At 43.7% G+C, this 21,835-nt stretch carries 20 protein-coding genes and 1 other RNA gene; 3 read left to right on the top strand and 18 right to left on the bottom strand.

Going from position 1 to position 21,835, the window contains the following annotated elements:
* Nucleotides 1–44: 44 nt before the first annotated feature.
* The 7 genes from ACGHAV_RS09060 to ACGHAV_RS09030 all read right to left on the bottom strand — a co-directional run bounded on the left by ACGHAV_RS09060 (nucleotide 45) and on the right by ACGHAV_RS09030 (nucleotide 6,022).
* Nucleotides 45–1,310, bottom strand: a complete 1,266-nt coding sequence (locus ACGHAV_RS09060) for a tetratricopeptide repeat protein (protein ID WP_390379330.1) — start codon at nucleotides 1,308–1,310, stop codon at nucleotides 45–47.
* A gap of 2 nt (nucleotides 1,311–1,312) precedes the next feature.
* Complete coding sequence (locus tag ACGHAV_RS09055; RefSeq protein ID WP_334012881.1) at nucleotides 1,313–1,924, bottom strand: energy transducer TonB; 612 nt, start codon at nucleotides 1,922–1,924, stop codon at nucleotides 1,313–1,315.
* Between the two features lies 1 nt (nucleotide 1,925).
* A complete protein-coding gene (locus ACGHAV_RS09050; RefSeq protein ID WP_012517737.1) occupies nucleotides 1,926–2,324 on the bottom strand; it encodes a biopolymer transporter ExbD in 399 nt (132 codons plus the stop codon).
* 11 nt (nucleotides 2,325–2,335) lie between these two features.
* Complete coding sequence (locus ACGHAV_RS09045) at nucleotides 2,336–2,860, bottom strand: MotA/TolQ/ExbB proton channel family protein (protein WP_334012880.1); 525 nt, start codon at nucleotides 2,858–2,860, stop codon at nucleotides 2,336–2,338.
* A 1-nt stretch (nucleotide 2,861) separates the two neighbouring features.
* Complete coding sequence (locus ACGHAV_RS09040; RefSeq protein ID WP_333706628.1) at nucleotides 2,862–4,220, bottom strand: MotA/TolQ/ExbB proton channel family protein; 1,359 nt, start codon at nucleotides 4,218–4,220, stop codon at nucleotides 2,862–2,864.
* A gap of 6 nt (nucleotides 4,221–4,226) precedes the next feature.
* Nucleotides 4,227–4,988: a DUF3450 domain-containing protein gene (locus ACGHAV_RS09035; RefSeq protein ID WP_390379323.1), complete on the bottom strand. Its 762-nt coding sequence runs from the start codon at nucleotides 4,986–4,988 to the stop codon at nucleotides 4,227–4,229.
* Between the two features lie 335 nt (nucleotides 4,989–5,323).
* A complete protein-coding gene (locus ACGHAV_RS09030) occupies nucleotides 5,324–6,022 on the bottom strand; it encodes a 2OG-Fe(II) oxygenase family protein (protein WP_334012877.1) in 699 nt (232 codons plus the stop codon).
* 135 nt (nucleotides 6,023–6,157) lie between these two features.
* Between ACGHAV_RS09030 and ACGHAV_RS09025 the strand changes: the two genes are divergently transcribed.
* Entirely contained in the window at nucleotides 6,158–6,715 is a 558-nt protein-coding gene (locus ACGHAV_RS09025; protein ID WP_390379319.1) for a 2OG-Fe(II) oxygenase, read from the top strand.
* Nucleotides 6,716–6,856: 141 nt separating this feature from the next.
* On the opposite strand, the gene ACGHAV_RS09020 is transcribed toward ACGHAV_RS09025, so the two are convergent.
* From ACGHAV_RS09020 to ACGHAV_RS08995, 6 genes are all read right to left on the bottom strand, one after another.
* On the bottom strand, nucleotides 6,857–8,743 hold the full coding sequence (locus tag ACGHAV_RS09020) for a 2OG-Fe(II) oxygenase family protein (protein ID WP_390379317.1): 1,887 nt from the start codon (nucleotides 8,741–8,743) through the stop codon (nucleotides 6,857–6,859).
* Nucleotides 8,685–9,668: an aspartyl/asparaginyl beta-hydroxylase domain-containing protein gene (locus ACGHAV_RS09015; protein WP_390379314.1), complete on the bottom strand. Its 984-nt coding sequence runs from the start codon at nucleotides 9,666–9,668 to the stop codon at nucleotides 8,685–8,687. Before ACGHAV_RS09015 ends, ACGHAV_RS09020 begins: the two co-directional genes overlap by 59 nt.
* Nucleotides 9,669–9,719: 51 nt before the next feature.
* On the bottom strand, nucleotides 9,720–9,989 hold the full coding sequence (locus ACGHAV_RS09010; RefSeq protein ID WP_390379311.1) for a hypothetical protein: 270 nt from the start codon (nucleotides 9,987–9,989) through the stop codon (nucleotides 9,720–9,722).
* Between the two features lie 17 nt (nucleotides 9,990–10,006).
* On the bottom strand, nucleotides 10,007–11,137 hold the full coding sequence (locus ACGHAV_RS09005; protein ID WP_390379308.1) for a prolyl hydroxylase family protein: 1,131 nt from the start codon (nucleotides 11,135–11,137) through the stop codon (nucleotides 10,007–10,009).
* Nucleotides 11,138–11,203: 66 nt separating this feature from the next.
* A complete protein-coding gene (locus ACGHAV_RS09000; RefSeq protein ID WP_390379305.1) occupies nucleotides 11,204–14,011 on the bottom strand; it encodes a TonB-dependent receptor in 2,808 nt (935 codons plus the stop codon).
* Nucleotides 14,012–14,385: 374 nt separating this feature from the next.
* The gene (locus ACGHAV_RS08995; RefSeq protein WP_390379302.1) at nucleotides 14,386–15,474 is read right to left on the bottom strand and encodes a tryptophan 2,3-dioxygenase family protein; all 1,089 of its coding nucleotides are present in this window, start codon (nucleotides 15,472–15,474) and stop codon (nucleotides 14,386–14,388) included.
* A 259-nt stretch (nucleotides 15,475–15,733) separates the two neighbouring features.
* Here ACGHAV_RS08995 and ACGHAV_RS08990 point away from each other — a divergent pair, with 259 nt between their 5' ends.
* Complete coding sequence (locus ACGHAV_RS08990) at nucleotides 15,734–16,003, top strand: late competence development ComFB family protein (protein WP_334012862.1); 270 nt, start codon at nucleotides 15,734–15,736, stop codon at nucleotides 16,001–16,003.
* 43 nt (nucleotides 16,004–16,046) lie between these two features.
* Here the strand turns inward: ACGHAV_RS08990 and ffs are convergent.
* Together ffs and ACGHAV_RS08980 are read right to left on the bottom strand one after the other, a co-directional pair.
* Nucleotides 16,047–16,143, bottom strand: an RNA gene (gene ffs / locus ACGHAV_RS08985) — signal recognition particle sRNA small type.
* 85 nt (nucleotides 16,144–16,228) lie between these two features.
* Nucleotides 16,229–17,287 carry a Glu/Leu/Phe/Val dehydrogenase dimerization domain-containing protein gene (locus ACGHAV_RS08980; protein WP_390379298.1) on the bottom strand — a complete coding sequence of 353 codons (1,059 nt, stop codon included), beginning with the start codon at nucleotides 17,285–17,287 and terminating at the stop codon, nucleotides 16,229–16,231.
* Between the two features lie 242 nt (nucleotides 17,288–17,529).
* Here ACGHAV_RS08980 and ACGHAV_RS08975 point away from each other — a divergent pair, with 242 nt between their 5' ends.
* Nucleotides 17,530–17,997: an Lrp/AsnC family transcriptional regulator gene (locus ACGHAV_RS08975; protein ID WP_131092592.1), complete on the top strand. Its 468-nt coding sequence runs from the start codon at nucleotides 17,530–17,532 to the stop codon at nucleotides 17,995–17,997.
* A gap of 114 nt (nucleotides 17,998–18,111) precedes the next feature.
* On the opposite strand, the gene maiA is transcribed toward ACGHAV_RS08975, so the two are convergent.
* From maiA to tyrR, 3 genes are all read right to left on the bottom strand, one after another.
* Nucleotides 18,112–18,765 carry a maleylacetoacetate isomerase gene (gene maiA / locus ACGHAV_RS08970; protein ID WP_334012858.1) on the bottom strand — a complete coding sequence of 218 codons (654 nt, stop codon included), beginning with the start codon at nucleotides 18,763–18,765 and terminating at the stop codon, nucleotides 18,112–18,114.
* Between the two features lie 21 nt (nucleotides 18,766–18,786).
* Nucleotides 18,787–19,797 carry a fumarylacetoacetate hydrolase family protein gene (locus tag ACGHAV_RS08965; RefSeq protein WP_390379294.1) on the bottom strand — a complete coding sequence of 337 codons (1,011 nt, stop codon included), beginning with the start codon at nucleotides 19,795–19,797 and terminating at the stop codon, nucleotides 18,787–18,789.
* A gap of 340 nt (nucleotides 19,798–20,137) precedes the next feature.
* Entirely contained in the window at nucleotides 20,138–21,706 is a 1,569-nt protein-coding gene (gene tyrR / locus ACGHAV_RS08960) for a transcriptional regulator TyrR (protein WP_390379291.1), read from the bottom strand.
* Nucleotides 21,707–21,835: the final 129 nt, after the last annotated feature.

Genomic DNA, 21,835 nt, shown 5'->3' with positions numbered 1-21,835 from the left:
TAAAAAAGCCTCCCAAGGGAGGCTTTCAAAGAAAGTTCGAAGTATTAAATGCTAATACCACGGTTTTTCGCTTTTTCCTTAATGTAAGGTTCCCATGCTGACGCATTGCGACGCATAGAGCGATCTTTCTTAGCTTCAACTACGTGTTTGTAGGCTGCTTTGAAGTTACCTGCATAGAAGTTAGCTTCCATTAATGAGAAGTGGACCTTAGCAGGGTTATCAATACCGCGCTCTAACGCACTCTCAAGAGCCTTTATAGCGCCTCTGTAATCTTCAGCAACCATTAACAGCGTACCTTGCTTGCGATAATGCTCAGGGTCTGAACTCTTCGCTGCTGCTTGCGCATAGAGGCCTGCCGCAGTTTTAAAGTTCTTAGCCTGATGATAGGCGTTCGCAATATTCGCTAGCATATCCGCATCGTTTTTAAGCAAACCACTCTTCATGTGCTTTTCTAGCAGACGAGCTGCACGATAAGGCATACCGTTTGTTTGGTATAGCTGAGCAAGCGTTTTAATTTCGTTCTCTTTTTCCAAATAGCCTTGGTTATACGCTAATTCGAAAGTTGAAAGGCCTTTCTTGTAGTCTTCAACTAAAAGATAAAAGAAACCTAAACGAGACCACCACGTTTTTTCTTGAGGGAAAACACGTACTAGTTCTTCAGCTACTGCAACCGTTTCTGGGTACATCTTACGCTCGTAGTAAGAAGTCAGCTTTAATACATACGGGTTTTTGTTCGGCTCTTCGTACAGTGCAATTGCTCTGTCTGCTGGCTCTACCATCTTGTCTAATTGCTTAGACTCAAATAGCGCCTGTGCCAAACGCGTATAGGTGTCAGCGTCTTCTTTACACGTAAAGTCCATCCACGCGTTGTACCACTTGATGGCGCCCGTGTATTTCTCTTCTTGCATGCTCAAGTCACCAAGAAGTTTCAACGTTTGAGCGTGCTCAAGGTCATTCAGTACTTTTGGCTCTACTGCATCAACAAGATAGCCCAGCGCTTTACCGCCTTGACCTTCTTGTGCTGCTAGCAAGTTACCAATAAAACGTTGCACGTAAGCCTTATCAAAGTCGTCAGAAGGGTCAAGTTCGTATAAAACATTTAACGCTTCGTTAACCTGGTCAAGATTGTAGAATTCGAAAGCTTTTTGCACTTTCTTACCCGTACGCTCACCTACTAGCGTTGTTTTTCCCTTTGTATATCCAGGACAAACAACAGGTGCCGACTGCGCTAGAGCAGCCGGTGCTGAAAGCACCGCACCTGCACCAAGCACTAAAGCAAATGCTGACATTTTGAATGTTTGTTTCATCATGATCATTGCTCCAGTTTAAAGTCTAGCTGTACGAACATGCCTGTTTGTCTAACCGGCTTGCCGTCTACAATCTTAGGCTTGTATTTCCACTTGCGTAGCGCACGACGCGCTTCACGGTCGAACACACGCTTAGGTTCAGCTTCGATAACTTCGATATCTTCTACACCACCAACTTCGTTGATTGTGAAAGATAGTCTTACCCAACCTTCACGGCCGTCACGGGCTGCATCAGGTGGATATTTTGGGTCGATACGAACGATAGGTGTAGCATCACCATCGCGCTGCATAGCACCAACACCACCAATGTTTACACCAACACCGCCAGTATCTACAGCAGGAATAGCTAAGCTAAAACCGTCTGCATCTGGTTCCGCTGTTTCCGGCTCAACTTGCTCCATTTTTGGAGGCTGAGGCGGCGGAGGCGGAGGTGGTGGTGGAACACGAGTACGCGTTTGCGTCTGGTCGTCTGGTTCCTGCATTACAATATCAATTACCGGTGCAGGCGGTACTTCGTCTGCTGGTCTAGATGAGTTTTCAATCAACTTAGCCATTAGAACGAACAGGGCAAATGCAACACCAGCACCTAATAGTATAGATACAATTATACGTAACATCTTATCCCCTTGCCGCTACCGAGACTCGGTTAACGCCAGCGGCTTTAACCTGATCCATAATCTCAACTACCAAACCATGCTTCGCCTTAACATCGGCTTGAATGATAACGTAGTCAGTAGGCTGCTCGGTAAGCAGTCTTTCAATATTCGCTCTTACGCTGTCCGGCGCAACTTCACGTTTATCTAACCAAACATTTCCATCTTCCGTTACGGCGATAAAGATGTTCGCATTTTTGTGAAGAATTGCCTGGCTCGCATCTGGCTTGTTAACTTCAATCCCTGCTTCTTTAACGAAAACAGTGGTAACGATAAAGAAGATAAGCATGATAAACACGATGTCCAACATGGGCGTCATGTCGATCTGTGCATCTTCTTCCTCGGTTCTGACTTTTCGAGCCATAATCTCTCTCTCTAATGATGTGGCAGGCTATCAACTAGCCCTTCTCTTGCCAGCTTCACTTTCGCTTCAAGACGTGAACTGATGAACAGTCCAGATAGCGCTGCAACCATTCCCGCCATAGTAGGGATTGTTGCCATAGAGATACCAGCGGCCATAAGACGAGCGTTGCTGGTGCCCTGCGTTGCCATTGTCTCGAAAACGCCGATCATTCCGGTCACTGTTCCAAGTAGACCGATTAGTGGACACATTGCAATAATGGTTCTAATAATCAGCATTCTAGCGTTTAGGTCATCTGACGCTTGAGAAATCCACGCGTCACGGATTCTATGCGCATACCATGATGTGGTATCAGCTCGGGCATCCCAATTGGCGATGATTGTTTTCTTCACCTTTGGAAAGACCGAGGTTAAATACCAGTAACGCTCAATCATTAATACCCACATGAGAAAGAGCGCGGCAGCAACGAAATATAGTACGTCACCGCCGGTAGCGATAAAGTCCCTGACCGATTCGAATAATCCAATCAGGTAATTCATATTACGCCTTCTCCGACTCTGTGTGAGCAGCTACGATACCCGCAGTTTGCTCATCAAGAATGTGGATGATTGACTTGCTACGAGAAGCTACGATGCTGTGAGTAAGGATTAGAGGCAGAGCCGCGATAATACCTTGAGCAGTAGTTACAAGAGCCATTGAGATACTTCCAGCCATCATACGTGGGTCACCAGTACCGAATAGTGTGATAGTTTGGAATGTCTCGATCATACCAAGTACAGTACCTAGTAGACCTAGTAGAGGTGCGATAGCTGCGAAAATCTTAATTACGTTGATGCCGCTTTCGATACGTGGAAGTTCACGTAAGATTGCTTCATCAAGTTTAAGTTCAAGGTTTTCAGCGTCAGCTGTCTTGTTCTCTTGGTATACCTTAAGAATGCGACCTAGAGGGTTGCTATCTGAAGGGTTGCCAACGTTCTTAAGCTGTGAGCGCATTTTGCCGCCAACCAGCGTAAGCGTGATCATTTTGTAAAGACCGATTAGTAGACCAACACCAAGCATAAGCGTGATTGTATAACCTACTGGACCACCAGCGTGGTAACGCTCAGACATTGTCGCTTTTTGCTTCAATAGACCAAGGATAGCGCCTTGTGATGGGTCAGCGTAGAAAGGCGTGAAACCTGAAGTTGCGTCGATTAGGTCAGCTGTAGAAGCTACAAAGTGACCATCTGGCTGACGACCTAGAGGCTGTACGATTTCGCCTTCAGCGTCGTAAGCTAGGTAACCAGCTTCACCAACAAGGTTAAATGTACCAACACGTAGTACTTCTTGTTGAGATGAACCGCCATCTAGATTTACAACTTCTGTAGTGAACTTAACTACTTCACCACCTTCAGTCATTTCTTTTTGTAGTGCGAACCAAAGATCTTCAAGTTCTTTGATGTTTGGTAGGCCTTTAGAGTCTTCTGACATTGCAGCAAGGAACTCACCACGACCTGGGAATTGTGCACTTACGATTGACGTTGAGATACGACCAAACGCTTCAGAAGACGCTTGACGTACAACACCGAACATTTCACCAAGAGTACCAGTTGCTTGGTCTAGCTCAGCTGCTTTTTCGTTTAGTGTTACTTCGTTGTCAGCAAATTGCTTCTGAAGACGGTCACCACGGCTTTGCTCAGCTTTAAGGTCAGCTTGAGCTTTACGTAGAAGCGCCTGCTTGTCAGCACGTGCAGACTGGAACTCAGCTTCACGTTGCTTGTCTAGGCGTGCTTCAGATACACGGTTTTGCTGTACTTGATCAAGTAGATCTTTAAGGCTCTTTGCTTCCTGAGCTTGTGCTCCGGTTGCCGTAACCGCTACTGCAACAGCGGCTAAAAGAGTTTTGAATACTGGTTTCATTAACTATTACTCCGCTGCGCTAACTGGAATTTTAATTAGGTCCGCTGGGATTGAACCGTTAGCCATTTTCACTGCTTCAATTACAGAAGACAGGTACTCGTCGCCTAGTTTTTCCCAAGTGCGAGTTTCATTATTCCAAACCCAAGCATGAGTTTGGTCTAGTGAAAGTGCAGTAAGAGCAGCACGACCAAGGTTGAAGAAGTCTACAGTTACTTCTGTGCCCGCGTCGTTGATAGTACCTTGGTAAGAGTTGATCTTAGTACCGTACTCAACTTCTACTAGGTATGCTTCCAACACCTGACGGAACTGTTCAGAAACAGTCACGTTAGAGTTAGCCATAAGGTCACGAAGACGCTCTACACGACCAAGACGCTCTTCCAAGTGAATTGGACGGTCTAGTTTGATGAACTGCTCAAGGCTGTCGATCATGCGGAACATAAGAGGAACGATGCCCTGCTTAGTTTCTTCGATGCTATCGATTTGACGCTGTAGTGAGTCGATACCGCGTTGCTGATCAGCAACAAGACTAGCGATGTAATCGTTGTAAACTTTAAGGTTTTCTGTCTCATCTACTGTTTGACGATACTCAACAAGTAGTTCTTGAGATTGTTCAAACAACGTATTGATTTTTTCTTGAGATTTCGCTGCAGCCGCGTGGATTTTCGCTTCTTCTTTATGAAGATCTTCAAGCGTATCTGCAGAGACTGCGCTACCTGTTAGTGCGAATGCACCCATAACAGTAGAAGCAATAAGAGTTCTCTTGCTCATTTTGGACATAGTTCCCAACCAAATTTCTTATTTGAATCCTCGCCGATAGGAAAATATTCGGGCAAGGGGCGTATAAAACTTTTACAATTTTGTTTCAGGAATGCAGTACAAACGTCAACCGCCAGTACTACGAACGTAGTATACTCACATGGATTGTTACGTTTAGTCAAGTAACACCCCATTTACACCTTACAGTTTTAACGCTATCTGCTGGTTTTACCGCCACTTTTCGATAAAGTCACAATTGTGAGCGTTAACGTACGTTCGTTCATTCCTTAATCGATTAACTTGAATTTAGCGCTATTTTCCCTTCTTTCAGCGCAAATACAGGCCAATTAGGTCGCTTTAAACCAACCCGTTAACGCATAACGTGGCTGCTGAGCAAAAGGGGTGACATAACTCACGCTGTGAATGTGTTTTACATCAAAAAGGCTCAAAGTGTTAAATTCTGGTGCCCAACTTTCAGTGGTCGTACCATCTTCTTCGTAAAATTGTAACAAACCACCCCAATCTGGATGCCATTGCGGAGCTAAATTAATAACGTAAGCTAATCGACGCTGCTCACGCTCTACCACATCTTGATGACGGGTTAAAAACTGCCCAGGGGTATAGCGCGTAGCTTGAACGCTTGCAGTGCAAATATCATCAAAACCACTAAGGTCCCTCGCCCACTGAAGTACAGCTTCACTGTTTATCCAATCGTAAAACTTGCTCATTTGCGCAATACGCTCGGTAGATGTAACCAAATGGCGTCCGTAGACAAACCCTATTCCTTTGGCTGCGTTTGACATCACCTCTGTATTAACGGCCTGTTTAGCTTGATTATCCATCGCCTTCCAAGCGCTTTGAGAAATAGATTCGTAACGTCCACCGCGCACTAGCGCCATTTCAAAAGGAACTTCATTAGTTAGACTCAATAAAAGCTGCTCGGCGTGATCTTGTGTTAAGAAACTCTTAACCCTTACTTTTCTTTCTTTGTCGAAAGAGGCTTTTACATCAGCTTGAGACAGCTGACTATTCATACCATCAATCATCGATTTTCCTGTTTTATTTCGTTCGGATACGCATTTCTTTCGAAGCGTTTTTCTTACAATAGCGTTGGATTGTACAACACAATTTGCTATTAATGACCGTCATAGTCTCATAGAAATAAAATTAAGAACAATACAATGACACAACCAACTTACAGTCATACTGTTGGCAACAAACCAATCTGGGTTTTCGATAATCTGTGCTCACAAGATGAAGCTACTTCAATATACCAAGGGCTTGAAATAAGTGCATTTAAACATAACGAAGTAGCACGCCCTGATACGGCACAATACAAGCATTGGGCTGTTGAACTCAGCGATGCGCAGATTGCATCATTACCTGTATACCAGCGAGCTATGGCACAGATTTCTGAAACCACAGGTAAAAAATATCGCGCTTACAGAGGCTATGTTAATTATGCATCGTACGGCGATATGCTGTTTACACATACCGACTGCTTACCAGAAGCAGATGAGTTAACAGTGCTAGTTTATCTTTGTCCTGAGTGGGACATTGAATGGGGAGGCGAAACGCTATTTTACAACGAGCATGATGACTGTGTATTCGCCAGCACACCTAAGCCTGGCAGAACGGTAATATTTCATGGGGCCATTAAACATGTAGGTCGTCCCCCTAATCGAATTTGCTATACACCACGCTACACTTTGGCTTTTAAATTGGAGCCAATTACCTAATACACACCTGTACACTTGAATGTATGTGCTGCATCAAGTGTTAAGGTATTGCCGCGTCACAGAAAAATGCATCACGCTATCTATGATGCGGCAGAGTTTGAGTGAATAGAGGGTTAATTCGCGTAATAAACAACGCCCTTGTTAACCCTTTTTATCTTTTGGAACAATATCAAAGGCAACGGTCATTCTTTGGCTATTCGTTTCGATAGGGTTTGTACCGTGCCACATATATGAAGGAAAGAAGACTACCGTGCCCGCTTCTGGCTTTATCGCAAAATCTTCATCCATTTCTACGCCGTTTATATCTGGCCTTCCAAAGCAAAGCCATCCATTACCACCTACGTTAACCTCTTCCGGCACGTCTATATAAAGCACACCGCTTAGCCACCCCTCAGAGTGATAGTGAGATTTGTGAAAGCCCGACTTGCGAAGGCGAACCGACCAGCTTCCTATAAAGGTGAGGTCCTGACTTAATCTGGACAGAAACGGATGTTTCTTTTCTGTTTGAAGACTAGCAATGAACTCCGCGGCCCTTTCCTCTAAAAAATGTTTTAATTTCTGTAGTAAAGAATTATCACTGTCTAACAAGTTCTCAAAGGTTTGCGAGCCATTTCTTAAAGACTGTCCAATTGGGTGTCTTTCATCGCTATGTAGTGTTGAAAGATAGTCCTTCAAAACGTTTATAAAACTGTCATTTTCATCGCTACTGGGGATGAGCATTCGAGCGTGCACAAATCGCTGATAATCACAAAGGTTGCTGTACTTAGTTGTATTGCCATTAGCCTTATAGGCCGTTGAAAGCAACGTCCAATAACCTTGATTAAGCGGTGCCATACGGCACACTCTTTCGAATACTGAAATAGCGTCTTTGAATCTATTTAGGCTAAGTAACGCATACCCTTTCTCAACAAGAAGTGAAATGGTATCACCGGATGTTCCTTTAAGCTTACTTTCACTTACTTGTAGTGCAGCTTCAAACTCGCCCATATCCCTCAGGGCGCTACTTAAATGAGCGGACGCGGCAAGGTGAACGCTATCGTCTGCATGGTCTGTCAAACGCTCTAACCACTTGCGCGCTTTTTCGGCCTCGCCAATTCGTAGCATCAACTCACAATAAACCACTACTAAGGCCGCATTTTCTACCGACAACTGTTTCTCAAAAAAAGCAAACGGAGACGATACGTTTTTTATCCATGCGAAATGCGCATACTCTTTATTTAATGCGCTGTCTGTGGGAAAACGCGTCAAACCTTTTTCATATATTGCTAAAGCGGCTTCAGTATCACCATTCAGTCCCATCACCGCAGCTAAGTTTTGATAGATTAATGGTGTATCTACTTTCTCTTGAATAGCGTTAGAAAGTGCTAACTCGTAATGTTTGATTGCCTCTACTAATTTACCCTGCCCTCGTAAAAGGTTTCCTAAGTTATTCAATGCCGTAACATTCCGATTGTCGATATTGATGACAGCGACTAGGTAGGCTTCGGCATTTTCTGTGTTGCCAAGCTCAGTTTCAATGGCGGCAAGTTGAATAATGAGTGAAGAATGGCTTGGGCTGTTTTTTAAGAGCATCTCTCCTAATTGCTTAGCCTCACGGTACTTGTTTTCAGCAGCAAGCGATCTTACAAGGTTGTATTTATAGTCGAATGAAGACGTATTTATACTGCTCGCTTTTCTGAAAAGCTGTGATGCTTTTGCTGGATTACCATTATCTAAAAGAAAATTGCCATAGCTGTTCATTAAGTCGGTTGATGACGGAAACTTTTTTAGCCCTTTTTCGAACACTTTTGCCGCTTTTTTATGCTGCGCTAGTTTGCGTAATGCGCCGCCATATAACTGCACCACAACGGGGTCAACATTAACAAGAGACGGCGTCGCTTCAACCGCTTTTACAATGCTTAAAAAGTCTTTTTGTCTAAATGCATTGATGAGCTGAGGAATAACAATATTAGGTTGACCTTGCATGGTGTTAATAAAACCTCTTATCCAATACTGAAAGCGCACCAAAACGTGCAGACCAATTTGCATATTCGCGCATCAACTTCTGTATGTCTTGCTTTTCGGCTGAGGAAAGGTAAGGATTCCAAATATCAATGATCAACACCGCCCTTGCTTCGTCTGCAGGATTTTCTGCACTGTGGATAAAACTATCGTCAAACAATAGCGCTTTTGTGTCCTCACTCCACGTTCTTTTTTCACCCGCCACTTCCAAATAAGCCTTATTGTTAATGACAAGCGGAATATGCAATGTCCACTTAATATTCGAAATGCCAAAATGCGGAGGAATATAAGCTTTTGGCTTTAACACTGAAATAACCACCTCAGGCGCGTGCGTAGGGCAATGTGCTAGTATTGAGGAATTAAACAAGGCTATTACGTCTTTGGGTAGACGCTTGGCATGTTCTGTCAAATCGCCGCCTTTCATTAAATGCATGGAAGACCAATTCTCGCTTAGTCGCTTCCAATCATCTGACGTGGGCATTTCACCTATTTCATGAACATAGTTATCGTTTGCATGTTTGACGCAAGAGAGAAAAGCGTCTTGATGTGAAGATAAAGCGTCGACTAAGTCCTTGAGACCATCCACTTCGTTAATGTTGGAAAATGGAGCAGACGGTAAATCTGGTATAAAAAGAAAGCTTGGCTGTTGTTTTTCTTGTTGAAAAGTCTTTTTTTCAACGCCACATAACATGTTTACCGCTTGTTTCATCCTTATTGTGGTGCCTATTGTATGGCAAGCATTGTACAGCGCCCTTCGCGCCAAGTTTGCAGCATTATGGATGTGCGTAGCCCGAGACTTTGTCATAGGCTCGTCCATTTCGGGCGCTAAAAACTCGGGGTATAGTTCAAACAATGAAGCGTAAACAGACAATGCTGAATCATAGTCAGCTTGTTCAACCAGAGTTGCAATACGACTTGTTAATTCAGAGATGTGGTTATTATTGTTATTCATATAAAAATGGGAAGCGTTTTGCTTCCCATAGTAAACTAATGAGGCTGTGAATTACAGGTCGCCACCACCAGTTTCATTACGACCTTGCATACGAGTCCAAGCTTCACGACCTGCTTCTCGCATTTGCTCACGTTCTTCTACTGAATAACAAACGCGATGCATGCGGTTAGAGCCAATTTTCTTTTCTAACTTACATACCATTCCATCGTCGCCTTCGTCAGTTTTTGCGTACGCAGAAGATGAATCGTTGCTAGTAGAGCTACAGGCAGCCATCGATAAAGCAACAGAAGCTGCTAGTAATACGCGTGATAGATTTTTCATCCGTGTTATCCTTTAGTTTAATTACCGTATATGAACTTACCATAGTTTGTTGTACATTTCCTAATCCATTTTGTAACTAACCATTTATTTTCGTCGATTATTTTTTCACCAGCATGATAGCTGTTTAAAATAGTCTTCTCTTGTTCGTCAGTATTAGGAAAAACGAGCATACTTCCTTGAACTGGTGCCACTTTCAAATTTAGCTTTGGAAATACAGTACAACCGCCTTTTTCGACGGTATTCAAATAGACTAACGCTGTTTTAATGCGCTGACCACCATCTTGAAAAATAGCTGCGTCCTGACCAACACTCAATGCATCGTAATGTGGCTTATATTCTTGTCCTGCTTCATAACGCAATAAACTTAATGCTTCACCTTGATTCACATGGGTGTTGGTAAGAGTAGCTATGGTGGTATCAATTTTACGCGTGATCCAATCGGCTACTTGCGGCACTATCGTAGCAATGTAGCTTGTTCTCACGCTGTCTACGCGCCCTTTGCCTGTTATGGGATCGACAACCATAGATGGTTCAAGCATCGGTGAAAACTTAGTGATTAAATAGTGACATTCAAAAGCACTTAGCACGTCTTCGTACACCACAATTGGCATTGCATCTTCAATAACATTTCGTGCTTTTTCATCTGAACGAGTTGCTGATTCAAAATCTACTTTCAATAAATCACTTGCTTCGTTGTCTGAAAGCATTGTGTGTCCGTCAGATAAAAAGCGATTAAGTTGAAGTTGTTGGTAAATGTTTGGGCTTTTTTGTTGAAGCCCCTTTGCCACATATTCAAATTCAGGGCTTTTCACTGGTGCATAAGCTAGCAACGTGATGCTTGCTTCAATTACGCCTTGTTTTGCAAGCTGTAATAGTTTTTCTACTACTTCTCTGTCTGAACTGTGAACCTGCCCAAAATAACCAATAAGCAATTGATGATAATGCACAATTGGCCTAACAGAATCAGGAATGGAATCTAGATATTGCACGGCCTGTTTTGGCTTTGAACTAGACAATTGATAAGCATAATCAAGGGCTGCATTCATACTACCTTGAAGTCCAGCTTCTTTTAAGAATCCCATCGCACCATCAAAATCGGACTTAGCGTAGGCCTCGTTGGCTTTGTTAATCAGTTGTTCAATCGTCATTTATTACTCTTCTCAAACGAAAAAAGCCTCCGAAGAGGCTTTTTATTAATTCATTCTACACTTCTATTAGAAGTTCACGTTTACGCGAGAGTAGAAGAATTGTCCAGGTACTTCATACATTGACGGGTCGAAGCTGTTAGCAAACGTCGAGTATGATACTTCTGGGTCAGTGTTGAACAGGTTGTTAACACCAACAGTGATACGTAGGTTATCGTTAACTGCATAGCCTAGTGATACATCGTGGTAAGCCATTGCTTCTAGCTCGTTGAAGCTATCGCCGCCCACTTCTGCACTTGGGTCGCTACATAGTTGCTGGTCAAGATCACCACCGTCAATCTGACAACGCTCTGTAGTGTTACCGATGTAACGCATTAGCCAGTTAGCTGTCCAATCGTCGTAGTTCCAAGTAACTGACAAGTTAGTACGTAGACGTGGAACAACATCACGGTCGCCTGCTTGACCTGCATCGTTGAAGGTCTCTGAAGTACCGCTTACAGGGTCAACAACGATTAGTGAACGCTCATCAATGTATGTACCGTCCCAGTTCACACGGAAATCACCGTATTCAGTTTCGAAGTTGTACGCAACGTTGTAATCGAAACCAGAAGTAGTTTGACCACCAAGGTTGATTTGACCGTTGAATAGGTCAACAACGTTACCGCCTGAACCACGAGTGATTAGGGAACAAAGTGTCTCACCTGTCTCAGCACACGCATTAAGGATGGTTTGCGCACCTACTGAAGATACAGCGTTGTCAACTTCAATATCAAACACGTCAAACGTGATTGATAGGCCTTCAATTGCTTCTGGAGAGTATACAAAACCGTATGTAAAGCTTTCTGCTTCCTCAGCTTCTAGATTTGCGTTACCACCAGTTGTGATACGAATCTGAGAGTTTGGCTGTGTATATGTTGCTGGAATACCCGCACATCCTGGTAGGGTTGGGTTAGCAGCAGCACCGCCGTTACATGGATCCGTTAGTGGTGGGAATGCGTCGCTGTTACCGCTAAACAATTCAGTTAGTGACGGAGCACGGAATGCCTCAGACCAAGTACCACGTACTAATAGGTCGTCGTTGATGCGCCACTTAAGACCAACTTTAGAGTTAGTCGTGTCACCGAAGTTGCTGTAATCAGAGTAACGAGTAGCAAGTTCTAGGTCTAGTTGCTCTACGCCAGGCATATCTGAAAGTAGAGGAACTGCAAGCTCTAGGTACGCTTCTTCAACACTGAACGCACCAGAGGTAGGAAGACGTGCGTTACCAGAAGTGATACCTGCTGCGATGATTGCATCTGGCTGATCGTAACCTGACTGCCAGCGCTTCTCATAACCCGCAGCGAATGCTAGGTAACCAGCTGGAAGTTCAAATACTTCACCAGAGATGTTAGCTGTGTAGCTTTCTAATGAAGAGTTTAGCTCGTCCTGCGCAGTGAACGTGATGTAATCAAGCATTTCTTGCGTAATTGTACCTTCACCTATTACTTCAGGAGCACCGCCAAATAGGTTTAGTGGAACACAGTCGCCAGTACAGTTTGCTGGATCGCCGATTGCTTGCGCAACGCGGTCCATGTTAAGTAGACCATCTGTAGACGTGTTCTGCGTGATGTCTGCGTATGTGTAGTTCACATCCCAGAAGAATTCACGGTCAGCAAATTCGATAACACCGTCAAAACCACCGTTGAACTGGAATTGGTCAACGTTTTGCTTAAAGCTACGGAAGCCTGCTTCCATCATACGACGACCGAATAAGAACATTTCTTGTGCGTCTGGGTTTGCATCAAGAACGTCTTGGTCAGTAGTTACGTCAACACCAAATGGGTTGAATGGGTTGTTTGCAGAAAGTGTGAAACCAGTGTCACCAAACGCAGTACCGATGAATAGTGGAGTAGGTGCAAGCGCCTGCTCTGACTTACGGTTGCCGTAGAAACCAGTTACGTTTACAGATACGTTATCAGTTAGCTCGTAACGTGCCTGAGTATAGATGTTCGTTCTTTCTTGTGGTGTAGAAAGGTAGTTAAACGGCGCAAAGTTGAAGCGGCTTGTAGGCTCAACCCATGGCTCTAGACCACCGTTGCTGTCACCTTGAAGGTTGTTAGCAGAACCATCTTGACCGAATGTGAAGAAACGACCTTGAGGTGGAGCTGATGAACCACCGAAGCCCACTGGCGTACCAAATACTGGAACAGCAGAGATTTCACGGTCGCCCGCTAGTGTTGGCTCTTCTTCAACGTAAGAGATGTTGAAGTATACGTTACCTTTGTCGTTAGCAGTACCGAAACCAATGTCCCACTGCTCTTTGTTACCGTCGCCTTCGTCCCACTCACCGATGTAAGCAGACGCTTGAACGCCTTCAAAGTCTTGACGAGTAATGATGTTTACAACACCAGCGATTGCGTCAGAACCGTATACCGCAGAAGCACCGTCTTTAAGTACTTCGATACGCTCGATGATTGCAGCAGGGATGTTGTTAAGGTCAACAGAACCGCCAAGGCCTGGTGCCCAACGCTTACCGTTAACAAGAACTAGTGTACGGTTTGAACCAATACCACGGATGTTAATAGTAGTTGTACCATTACCACCGTTGTTATTGTTGGTGTTGATAGCAGAACCTGCTGAAGGAATTGCTTGAAGAACGTCACCGATTGACGTAACACCGAATCTTTCAATGTCAACGCGTGACATTACTGTAACTGGGTTCGCACCTTCGATGTCAGTACGACGGATACGTGAACCTGTTACCTCGATTTTCTCAACAGCGTCAGCTGCTTCTTCGGTTTCCTGTGCGTTAACTGCACCAGTGAAGCCGATTGTTGATGCAGCACCGAATGCGCACGCTAACTTCACTGACTTAGCCAGCTTAGAGTTTGTAAACATGTATTGTCTCCCTGGACCACTAACTCTTTAGTGTGTGTTTCTTAAATCGTTTAAAACGAATTATTATTAGTAAGGTCGAAGCCTCACTTTGATAATAACCACAACAAGAGTGAAGGGTCAACTGGGATCAGACGGCTGGGTTTCAAAAGTTCATTTTTTTTTCTATTTTTTTCAACAATCCGTAAATATTAACTTACAATTCACGGATTATTTACAAAAGACGCATTTTATCGGCTGTTTTTTGTACTTCACCGGTTGGTAAACACCTCTCTATACTTTCGTAGTAACAAAATATGATTTTTCTCATACTCAGTGTCCGAGAGGTGCGAAGAAGAATAATTCGTAATTTCACTGATTACTTTCAAGCTCGCTTTTTACTGTAGGAAAAATCCAAGTTTTCGTTTTATTGATTCTGGTAAGTCAGGCAATGCAGTTTTAGGCAATAAGAATGTTGCCATGTTAAAGAAGTCAAGAAAGATGCGATTCGACTCTGTGGTTTTCTTCAAATAATGATGTCCAGATGAGCCACCAGTGCCAATTTTTGTTCCTAGCATACGCTGCACCATCATAGCGTGACGGTATCGCCATATGGTAAGTTGCTCGTCAATTTCTGTAAGCGCAGTAATTAGCTGAAATGGTAGATTGAAAATAGGCTCTTCTGAATACTGTTTAATAAACAATGCCGACAACAAGGCTTCATGGCTTAACCTAAACTTTCCTTCTTTCAATAATTGTTGATATTGCTCATCATCAAACAGCGCATCGAAATTCTCTTTAGTTGATTGCCAATCGTTTAGCTCCTGACGTTTTTCAACATCAGATAGCATGGTGTTGGTGGTAATAGTGTGATGGTCATCTTGCAGCATACTGTCTGCTGCAGTTTTGTAGTACTGCCAAAAGTCAAAGTCATCGGTTTTCAGCAAAGGCATTCTTGATAGCCATTTATCTACTAGGTCGAATAAGCTTGGTTTTTCTTCGAGGCCCTCTAGTAAGGCACGGTCATTTTCGTTTAGGCGGTTATAAAAACTTTGCTTATCGAAGTCGATTCTAAACTCACGTTTCAAGCCCAGTGAGATTTCAAGCCGTTTAAACTGAATACTCTGAAAACCAGACGCTGGTACTAAATAGTCTCTGAAAGAAAGAAACTGTTGTGGTGTCATGGTTTCCATAATAGCGATTTGGTCATTCATTAAACGCTGAATTTGTATAACCCGATGTAGACGATGGACAACTTGAGTAAGCTGCTGGTCTTTGACCGTATCTTGATTAAACGTATCGATAACCGCATTTAATTCGTGAAGTACTTGTTTAAACCACAACTCATACACTTGATGCACTATGATGAACAGCATTTCTTCGTGAGCAGGTTCACCGTACTTCACACTCTGTAATTCTTGCGCTCCTAACACTTTGTCTAGGTGTAGGTAATCACCGTAATAGCATGGCTCGATATTTTTCTTCATGTTCTCGCCTTCAGTTTTAAAATATTCTTCAACTACTTTTTAATTTCATGATTCTATCACCACCTGCTCGACAACCACAGAATTCGCGCTATACCTTTTAAACAGAAGCAGATTTCAAGTGTTAACAAGTTTGTACTTTTATGTATAAAAAACTATCCAATAGCGCTATGGTTAGAGAGTATGGATTTTTGCGGTACATTTTTGCTGCAAAGGTCAACACGCTCAAGAAGGCATAAGAAAAAAGGAAAAGGGTAAGTGCATGAAACTCGATGACGATATCCATAATTATTATGAGCATCTGGTCTTAGAAAGAATAAGCAGCCTAGGGTTAGATAAGACAAACGACGCTGACTATCTAGCAGATTTGTGTTGCTTGGCGCTAAACCAAGTACCCCCACGTTACATTCGTTACGAAGTTGATATGGCATTTTATTTGCCGCAAAGCGAACGAAGACAAATGGAAATGAACGTTGAGCACGCTATCCAGAAAGCGCTTAAGTTTTTGGATGATACCAAGAATTCGAAGTAGCTTTGGGCTGGAATAGAAATACCAAAAGGGGGTTTGGGTGGCGGGCCCCCAGCCACATCCCGGCACATGAGTCGTCTGCTGCGGCTGCTCCCTTCCAGGCCTGACCGGGTTCACAGAGTATCATTGCGGGAGGACCAAAAGCCCACCATAGAAAAATGCGACTAAAACAAAGTCATAGGCCCTGCTTAAGTGCGGGGCGCATTATGACTATTTGATTAATGGTTTTCAACCCTTAATCGAAAATCTCTCTTCAGCAATTACGTTCGCCACGCGATTGGTAGCGGCTCCTTCGCTTTCAGCACGCGTATAAATTTCTTTCAGCGTATCGCCGATTTGTTCAATATGTGCGCGCATTGCTTCGTTTGAGCTTGATTCCATGCGTTGGTGGAAGATATCGATAACACCACCTGCATTGATAACGTAATCAGGCGCATACAAAATACCGCGCTGCTGCAGTAGTTCGCCAATGTCTTCTCGCGCAAGCTGGTTATTTGCAGCCCCCGCAATAACTTTTGCTTTGATATCCGGCAGCGTTTGGTCGTTGATTGCCGCACCCAATGCACATGGCGCTAGTACATCAACATCCAAACTAAGAATCTCCTCCGGTGCTACAGCTGTTGCGCCAAGTTCAGCTACCGCTTTTTCAACGCCTTCAGGGTAAATGTCGGCAACATACAGTTTTGCACCGTGATCATGCAGGTGTTTGGCCAGTCGATAGCCAACATGCCCCATTCCTTGAATAGCAACTGATACACCATCTAAGCTGCGTTTTAGGCCGTACTCAACTGTTGCCTTCAAGCCAACAAACACGCCATAGGCAGTTGATGGAGCTGGATTTCCATCTGGTACTTCACCGGCATAGTGATATTTTGCGTTAACGCCAGCAATGTAGTCAGATTCAGTAGCCATTGTTTGAAGGTCGGTAACCGCAATACCAGAGTCTTCTGCTGTGAAATACTTGCCGCCTAATGACTCAACAAATTTGCCCATTGCTTTCATCATTTCCGGGGTTTTGGCTTTGCGTGGGTCACCGATAATCACAGATTTTCCGCCACCCAATTTTAAGTTTGCCATCGCCGCTTTGTAGGTCATGCCTTTCGACAAACGAAGAACATCTGTAAGGGCTTCGCTACTATTGACGTATGGCCACATGCGGCAGCCGCCAAGCGCGGGGCCTAAATTCGTATTGTGTACAGCAATAATGGCACTAAGGCCCGCTTCTTTATCGTGATAAAACGCGACATGCTCGTGATTATCGAACTCTGAATGATCGAAAACTGACATACATTCCCTATTATAACTGTAGTGATTTGGGTGAAGTCCTTCCCTACCATTCGATGTATTTGGAAAGACCCTAAGTTGACTGCAATGTTAGCTGAATATTTTGAGGACAGGCGTTGCAAAGTTTGTTAATGAAATTTACAAACTGAAACGCAAAGGAATTGAATACTATTTTACTAGGACATCTGTCCTAGGATTTATTTTTATATATAATAAACATCATAAAAACGACGGAATCAGTGTTCATGAAATTGGATAAATTCGACCGTGAGATCTTGCGTGTCCTACAGCAAGACGCCACAGTATCAATGGCCGACTTAAGTCAACGAGTAGGATTATCACATACTCCTTGTTGGCGTCGCGTAAAGCGGATGGAGGCCGACGGCATCATTTTAGGTAAAGTGACGCTGCTTAATAATAAAAAACTAAATCTAGGCGTGTCTGTTTTTATTTACGTTACGCTTAAAAACCACGATGGCGATTCGTTAACTGACTTTGAAAATGCCGTTCAAAATATTGATGAAATAGTTGAGTGTCACACAACAAGTGGTGAAAAAGACTATCTGCTGAAAGTTATTGTAGAAAGCATCGAAGAGTACGAATTTCTATTAAAAACGAAGCTTACTCACCTGCCATTGGTTGACCACCTAAGTTCAACGTTTGCCCTGAAACAGGTGAAAAACACCACTGAATTGCCCATAAAACGCCAGTAGCGCTTTTCACAGTATAAAGACAGCACAAAAAAGGCCGCATTCAACTGCGGCCTTTCAAATTATCTCGCTTCTTACAACATACTTAGGCAATTAACCTTTGCTTTTCTACATCAACTAGCTCGCATCAATCTGATTTTCAGGCTTGGCTTTTTCAAACGCTTCAAGCGCATTACAGTTATCCGCTATCTTACTAATCAGTGGGTACTTGTTCATATCTAAGTTGAAACGCTTCGCATTGTATACCTGAGGTATTAAACAAACGTCAGCAAGTGTAACGTCAAAGTCAAAACAGTACTTACCAGCTTGTGTTTGAAGACGCTGCTCGATGCCGTCAAAGCCCAACGAGATCCAATGTGCAGCCCAGCGCTGCACGTCCTCTTGCTGCGCATCAAATGAGCCTTTAAGCGCATTAAGTACCCGCAGGTTTCCAAGAGGTTGGATGTCGCACGCAATATCCTGAGCAAGCGCTCTTACTCTGGCGCGCTCGGTTTTGTGTTCAGGTACAAGTCTAGGCGCGCTGTCGAAACGTTCGTCAATGTATTCAATGATCGATAAAGATTGGTTAAGTATAATATCCTCATCTTCATCGACCAAAGTAGGTACAAGGTGTGCAGGATTAAGTCGAGAGTATGGCTCAGCGTGCTGTTCACCGCCCTCTTTAACAAGATGAACCGGTACATACTCGTACTGCACGCCTTTCAGGTTTAACGCTATTCTTACGCGATAAGATGCTGTTGATCGCCAGTAGCCATACAATTTCAAACTCATACTGTTATACCTATCTGTGTATTAGTTAAGCGGCTTTACTTGCTGCTCTATTGCACCAAAAACACTGTTGCCGTCTTTATCCATCATCTCAATACGAATTCTATCACCGAACTGCATAAATGGCGTAGCTGGCTTGCCATCGCGAATAGTTTCAATCATACGCACTTCGGCGATGCATGAATAACCTAAACCGCCCTCTGATATAGCTGACCCGTGGTCAGTGCCTTGCTTATTAGATACGGTACCAGAACCAATAATAGCACCTGCGCCAAGATTTCTGCTCTTAGCAGCGTGCGCAACCAATTCGCCAAAGTCGAACGTCATATCTTGCCCTGCCTCTGGCTTCCCAAACAGCTCACCGTTATACGTTGAACGCAACGGCAAATGCACTTTGCTGTCTTGCCAAGCATCACCAAGTTCGTCTGGTGTTACCGCAACAGGGGAAAAGCTTGATGCAGGTTTCGATTGGAAAAAGCCAAAACCTTTTGCTAACTCACCCGGAATAAGGCCACGTAATGAAACATCATTTACTAGCATAATAAGACGAATACGTTCTGCTGCCTGTTGAGACGTACACGCCATTGGTACATCGTCTGTTACGACGGCAACTTCCCCTTCAAAGTCGATACCCCAATCATCGCTTGGTAAAATAATATCGTCGTTAGGACCAATGAAGTCGTCCGAGCCACCTTGATACATTAGCGGGTCTGTCCAGAAGCTTTCTGGCATTTCGGCACCACGTGCTTTTCTCACTAACTCAACGTGATTTACATACGCACTGCCGTCGGCCCACTGGTAAGCGCGAGGAAGTGGTGATTCACAACGTGTGGTATCAAATGCAACACTTTCACACTCATTGTTGTTGAGCTGCTGATAACGCATTTGCAACTGAGGAGAAATTTCTTGCCAGTTATCCAAGGCCTCTTGCATGGTTCTAGCAATGTCTTGTGCACTGCATGCTCGAGAAAGGTCACGTGACACCACCATTAGGCAGCCGTCGCGAGTATCATTTTTATATGTTGCTAACTTCATGTCTCTTTCCTCGAAATATTTTTGTGCTCTTGTTTGCGTCGATACGCTTTGACAGCCTTAGCCTTGGCACGCAATGCGCTGGCCAGCATGTTAGTAAATCTATGGTCGGTAGGCAGCCAGTTAGAGCGATTTGAAAAATAGCTATGTATAGTTATGCCATTAGACTGTAGGCAATGAGAAGTGTGTAGCGAACGAAGTTTTTAGTGGCTGTAAGAAAGCGTGTACAAATAGGTCACTGTAAGTGTGCGACAGCCCCTAATACTGGTGTCTTCTGGCGCATTGTAAATAAAACGCAACACGCTAAAAGACACCTTTATGGGGCTCGAAAACAGCTTACTCGCTAGAGTTTGACCGTGGCTTTGTTAATACCGTACTCGCGCAGTTTATTGGCAATCGCAGTATGGCTGAGGCCCAATTTTTTAGCGAGCTGGCGCGTACTTGGATAGGAGGGATAAAGACGTTTAAGCAAATCTTTTTCAAACTTCTTCACTTCTTCATCTAGGGTGCCATCAAAATTCTCGTCAATATAGGTAACGCTTGGCGCACAGCTTGGAAGCTGAATGTCTTCTTTGGTAATTTCTTTACCATCTAACAGCGATAACGCTCGATAAAGTGCATTTTGTAGCTGCCTTACATTTCCAGGCCATGGGTATTGCTGTAGGAAATCGACACACGATTTGCTTAATTTAGCCGGACGTCGTCCCAATTTTGTACTGTGCTGAATAATAAACGACTCCGCTAACGGCACGATGTCTTGGCGGCGATCTTTCAAACTTGGCATAACAAGGCTTAATACATTTAGTCTGTAGTAAAGCTCTTTCCTAAAGCGCCCCTCTTCAACAAGCTGTCCTAAATCACGACAGGTGGTGCAAATAAAGCGTACGTCAACTTTAACAGGTGAAGCATCACCCACGCGCCTAAACTCCCCATCTTCCAAAACGCGCAATAGCTTGGCCTGAAGCTGAGACGACATATCAGCAATTTCGTCTAATAGAAGCGTGCCCCCTTTAGCTTGTTCAAGAAGCCCTAACTTAGCGTTCGGTTGGTTAAATGCGCCAGCGGCGTAACCAAATAACTCTGTTTCGGCTACGCTATCTGGTAACGATGCACAGTTTAGCGCTAGAAACGCCCCTTCACTGCGGCGACTAGACTGATGACAGGCTCTCGCTATCATCTCTTTGCCTGTGCCAGTTTCACCGAAGATAAGAATAGGAGCGTCTAAGTCAGCCACGCGCTTCGCCTCATGAACGACTCTCTTCATAAAAGGAGACTGGGTGACAAAACGGTCGAAACTATCTGTAGGCGATTGGTGAAACGCGGTGAACTGCTGACCTAAACGCATTTCAGATTTTAAAATAACGACAGCACCGGCCATTATTTTATTTTGCTCACCATTTTTTTCACCATCAGGAACCGTAATAGGTAACATGTCGGCTAAATAGTCTTGCTGAATGAATTTTACTTTTGACGTTTGTGGACCCGGAGATTTCCCATCCATCCATTTAGTGAAGTTAAACCCTTTTACTACTTCACTGATTTCGGTGCCTTCGATATCACTAAACGGCACTTCCAAGCCTGCGCAAACCGCTTCATTGCACAACAGAATGTTCCCCTTTGCATCAATTGAAAACACGGGGTCTGGAAGCGTGCGAAGAATTGCTGACAACTGATTTTTCTCGCGCTCTCCGGGCATAAAAAGTGTTGTTTTTACGTCATCAATACCATCAATGCGGCGTATTTGCGGCATTAAGTGCTGAAAATCGGCAAACTCAATATTAGGAAAATTAAGGAAAATTTTTCCCACTGGATCGATTTCAATACCACGAAGGTCAATTTCTTTTGTAACCAGAATATCTAAAACATCTTGGGTTATGCCCAAGCGATCCTGGCAAATGATTTCTAAGCGCATAGGGTATTATAGGATACTTGTAAAGAATTTTGTACAAGATATCACACTTTTACAAAAAGATAACATGATATTTGTAACAGACCGTTAAATAAGCACGCAAAACGGTGGATAGAGGTAGTAGGTAGAGGC

Origin of the sequence: Alteromonas sp. MTD1 (genome assembly GCF_042848195.1) — a bacterium.
Classification (GTDB): domain Bacteria; phylum Pseudomonadota; class Gammaproteobacteria; order Enterobacterales; family Alteromonadaceae; genus Alteromonas.
This window is presented reverse-complemented; position numbering and strand designations above follow the sequence as displayed.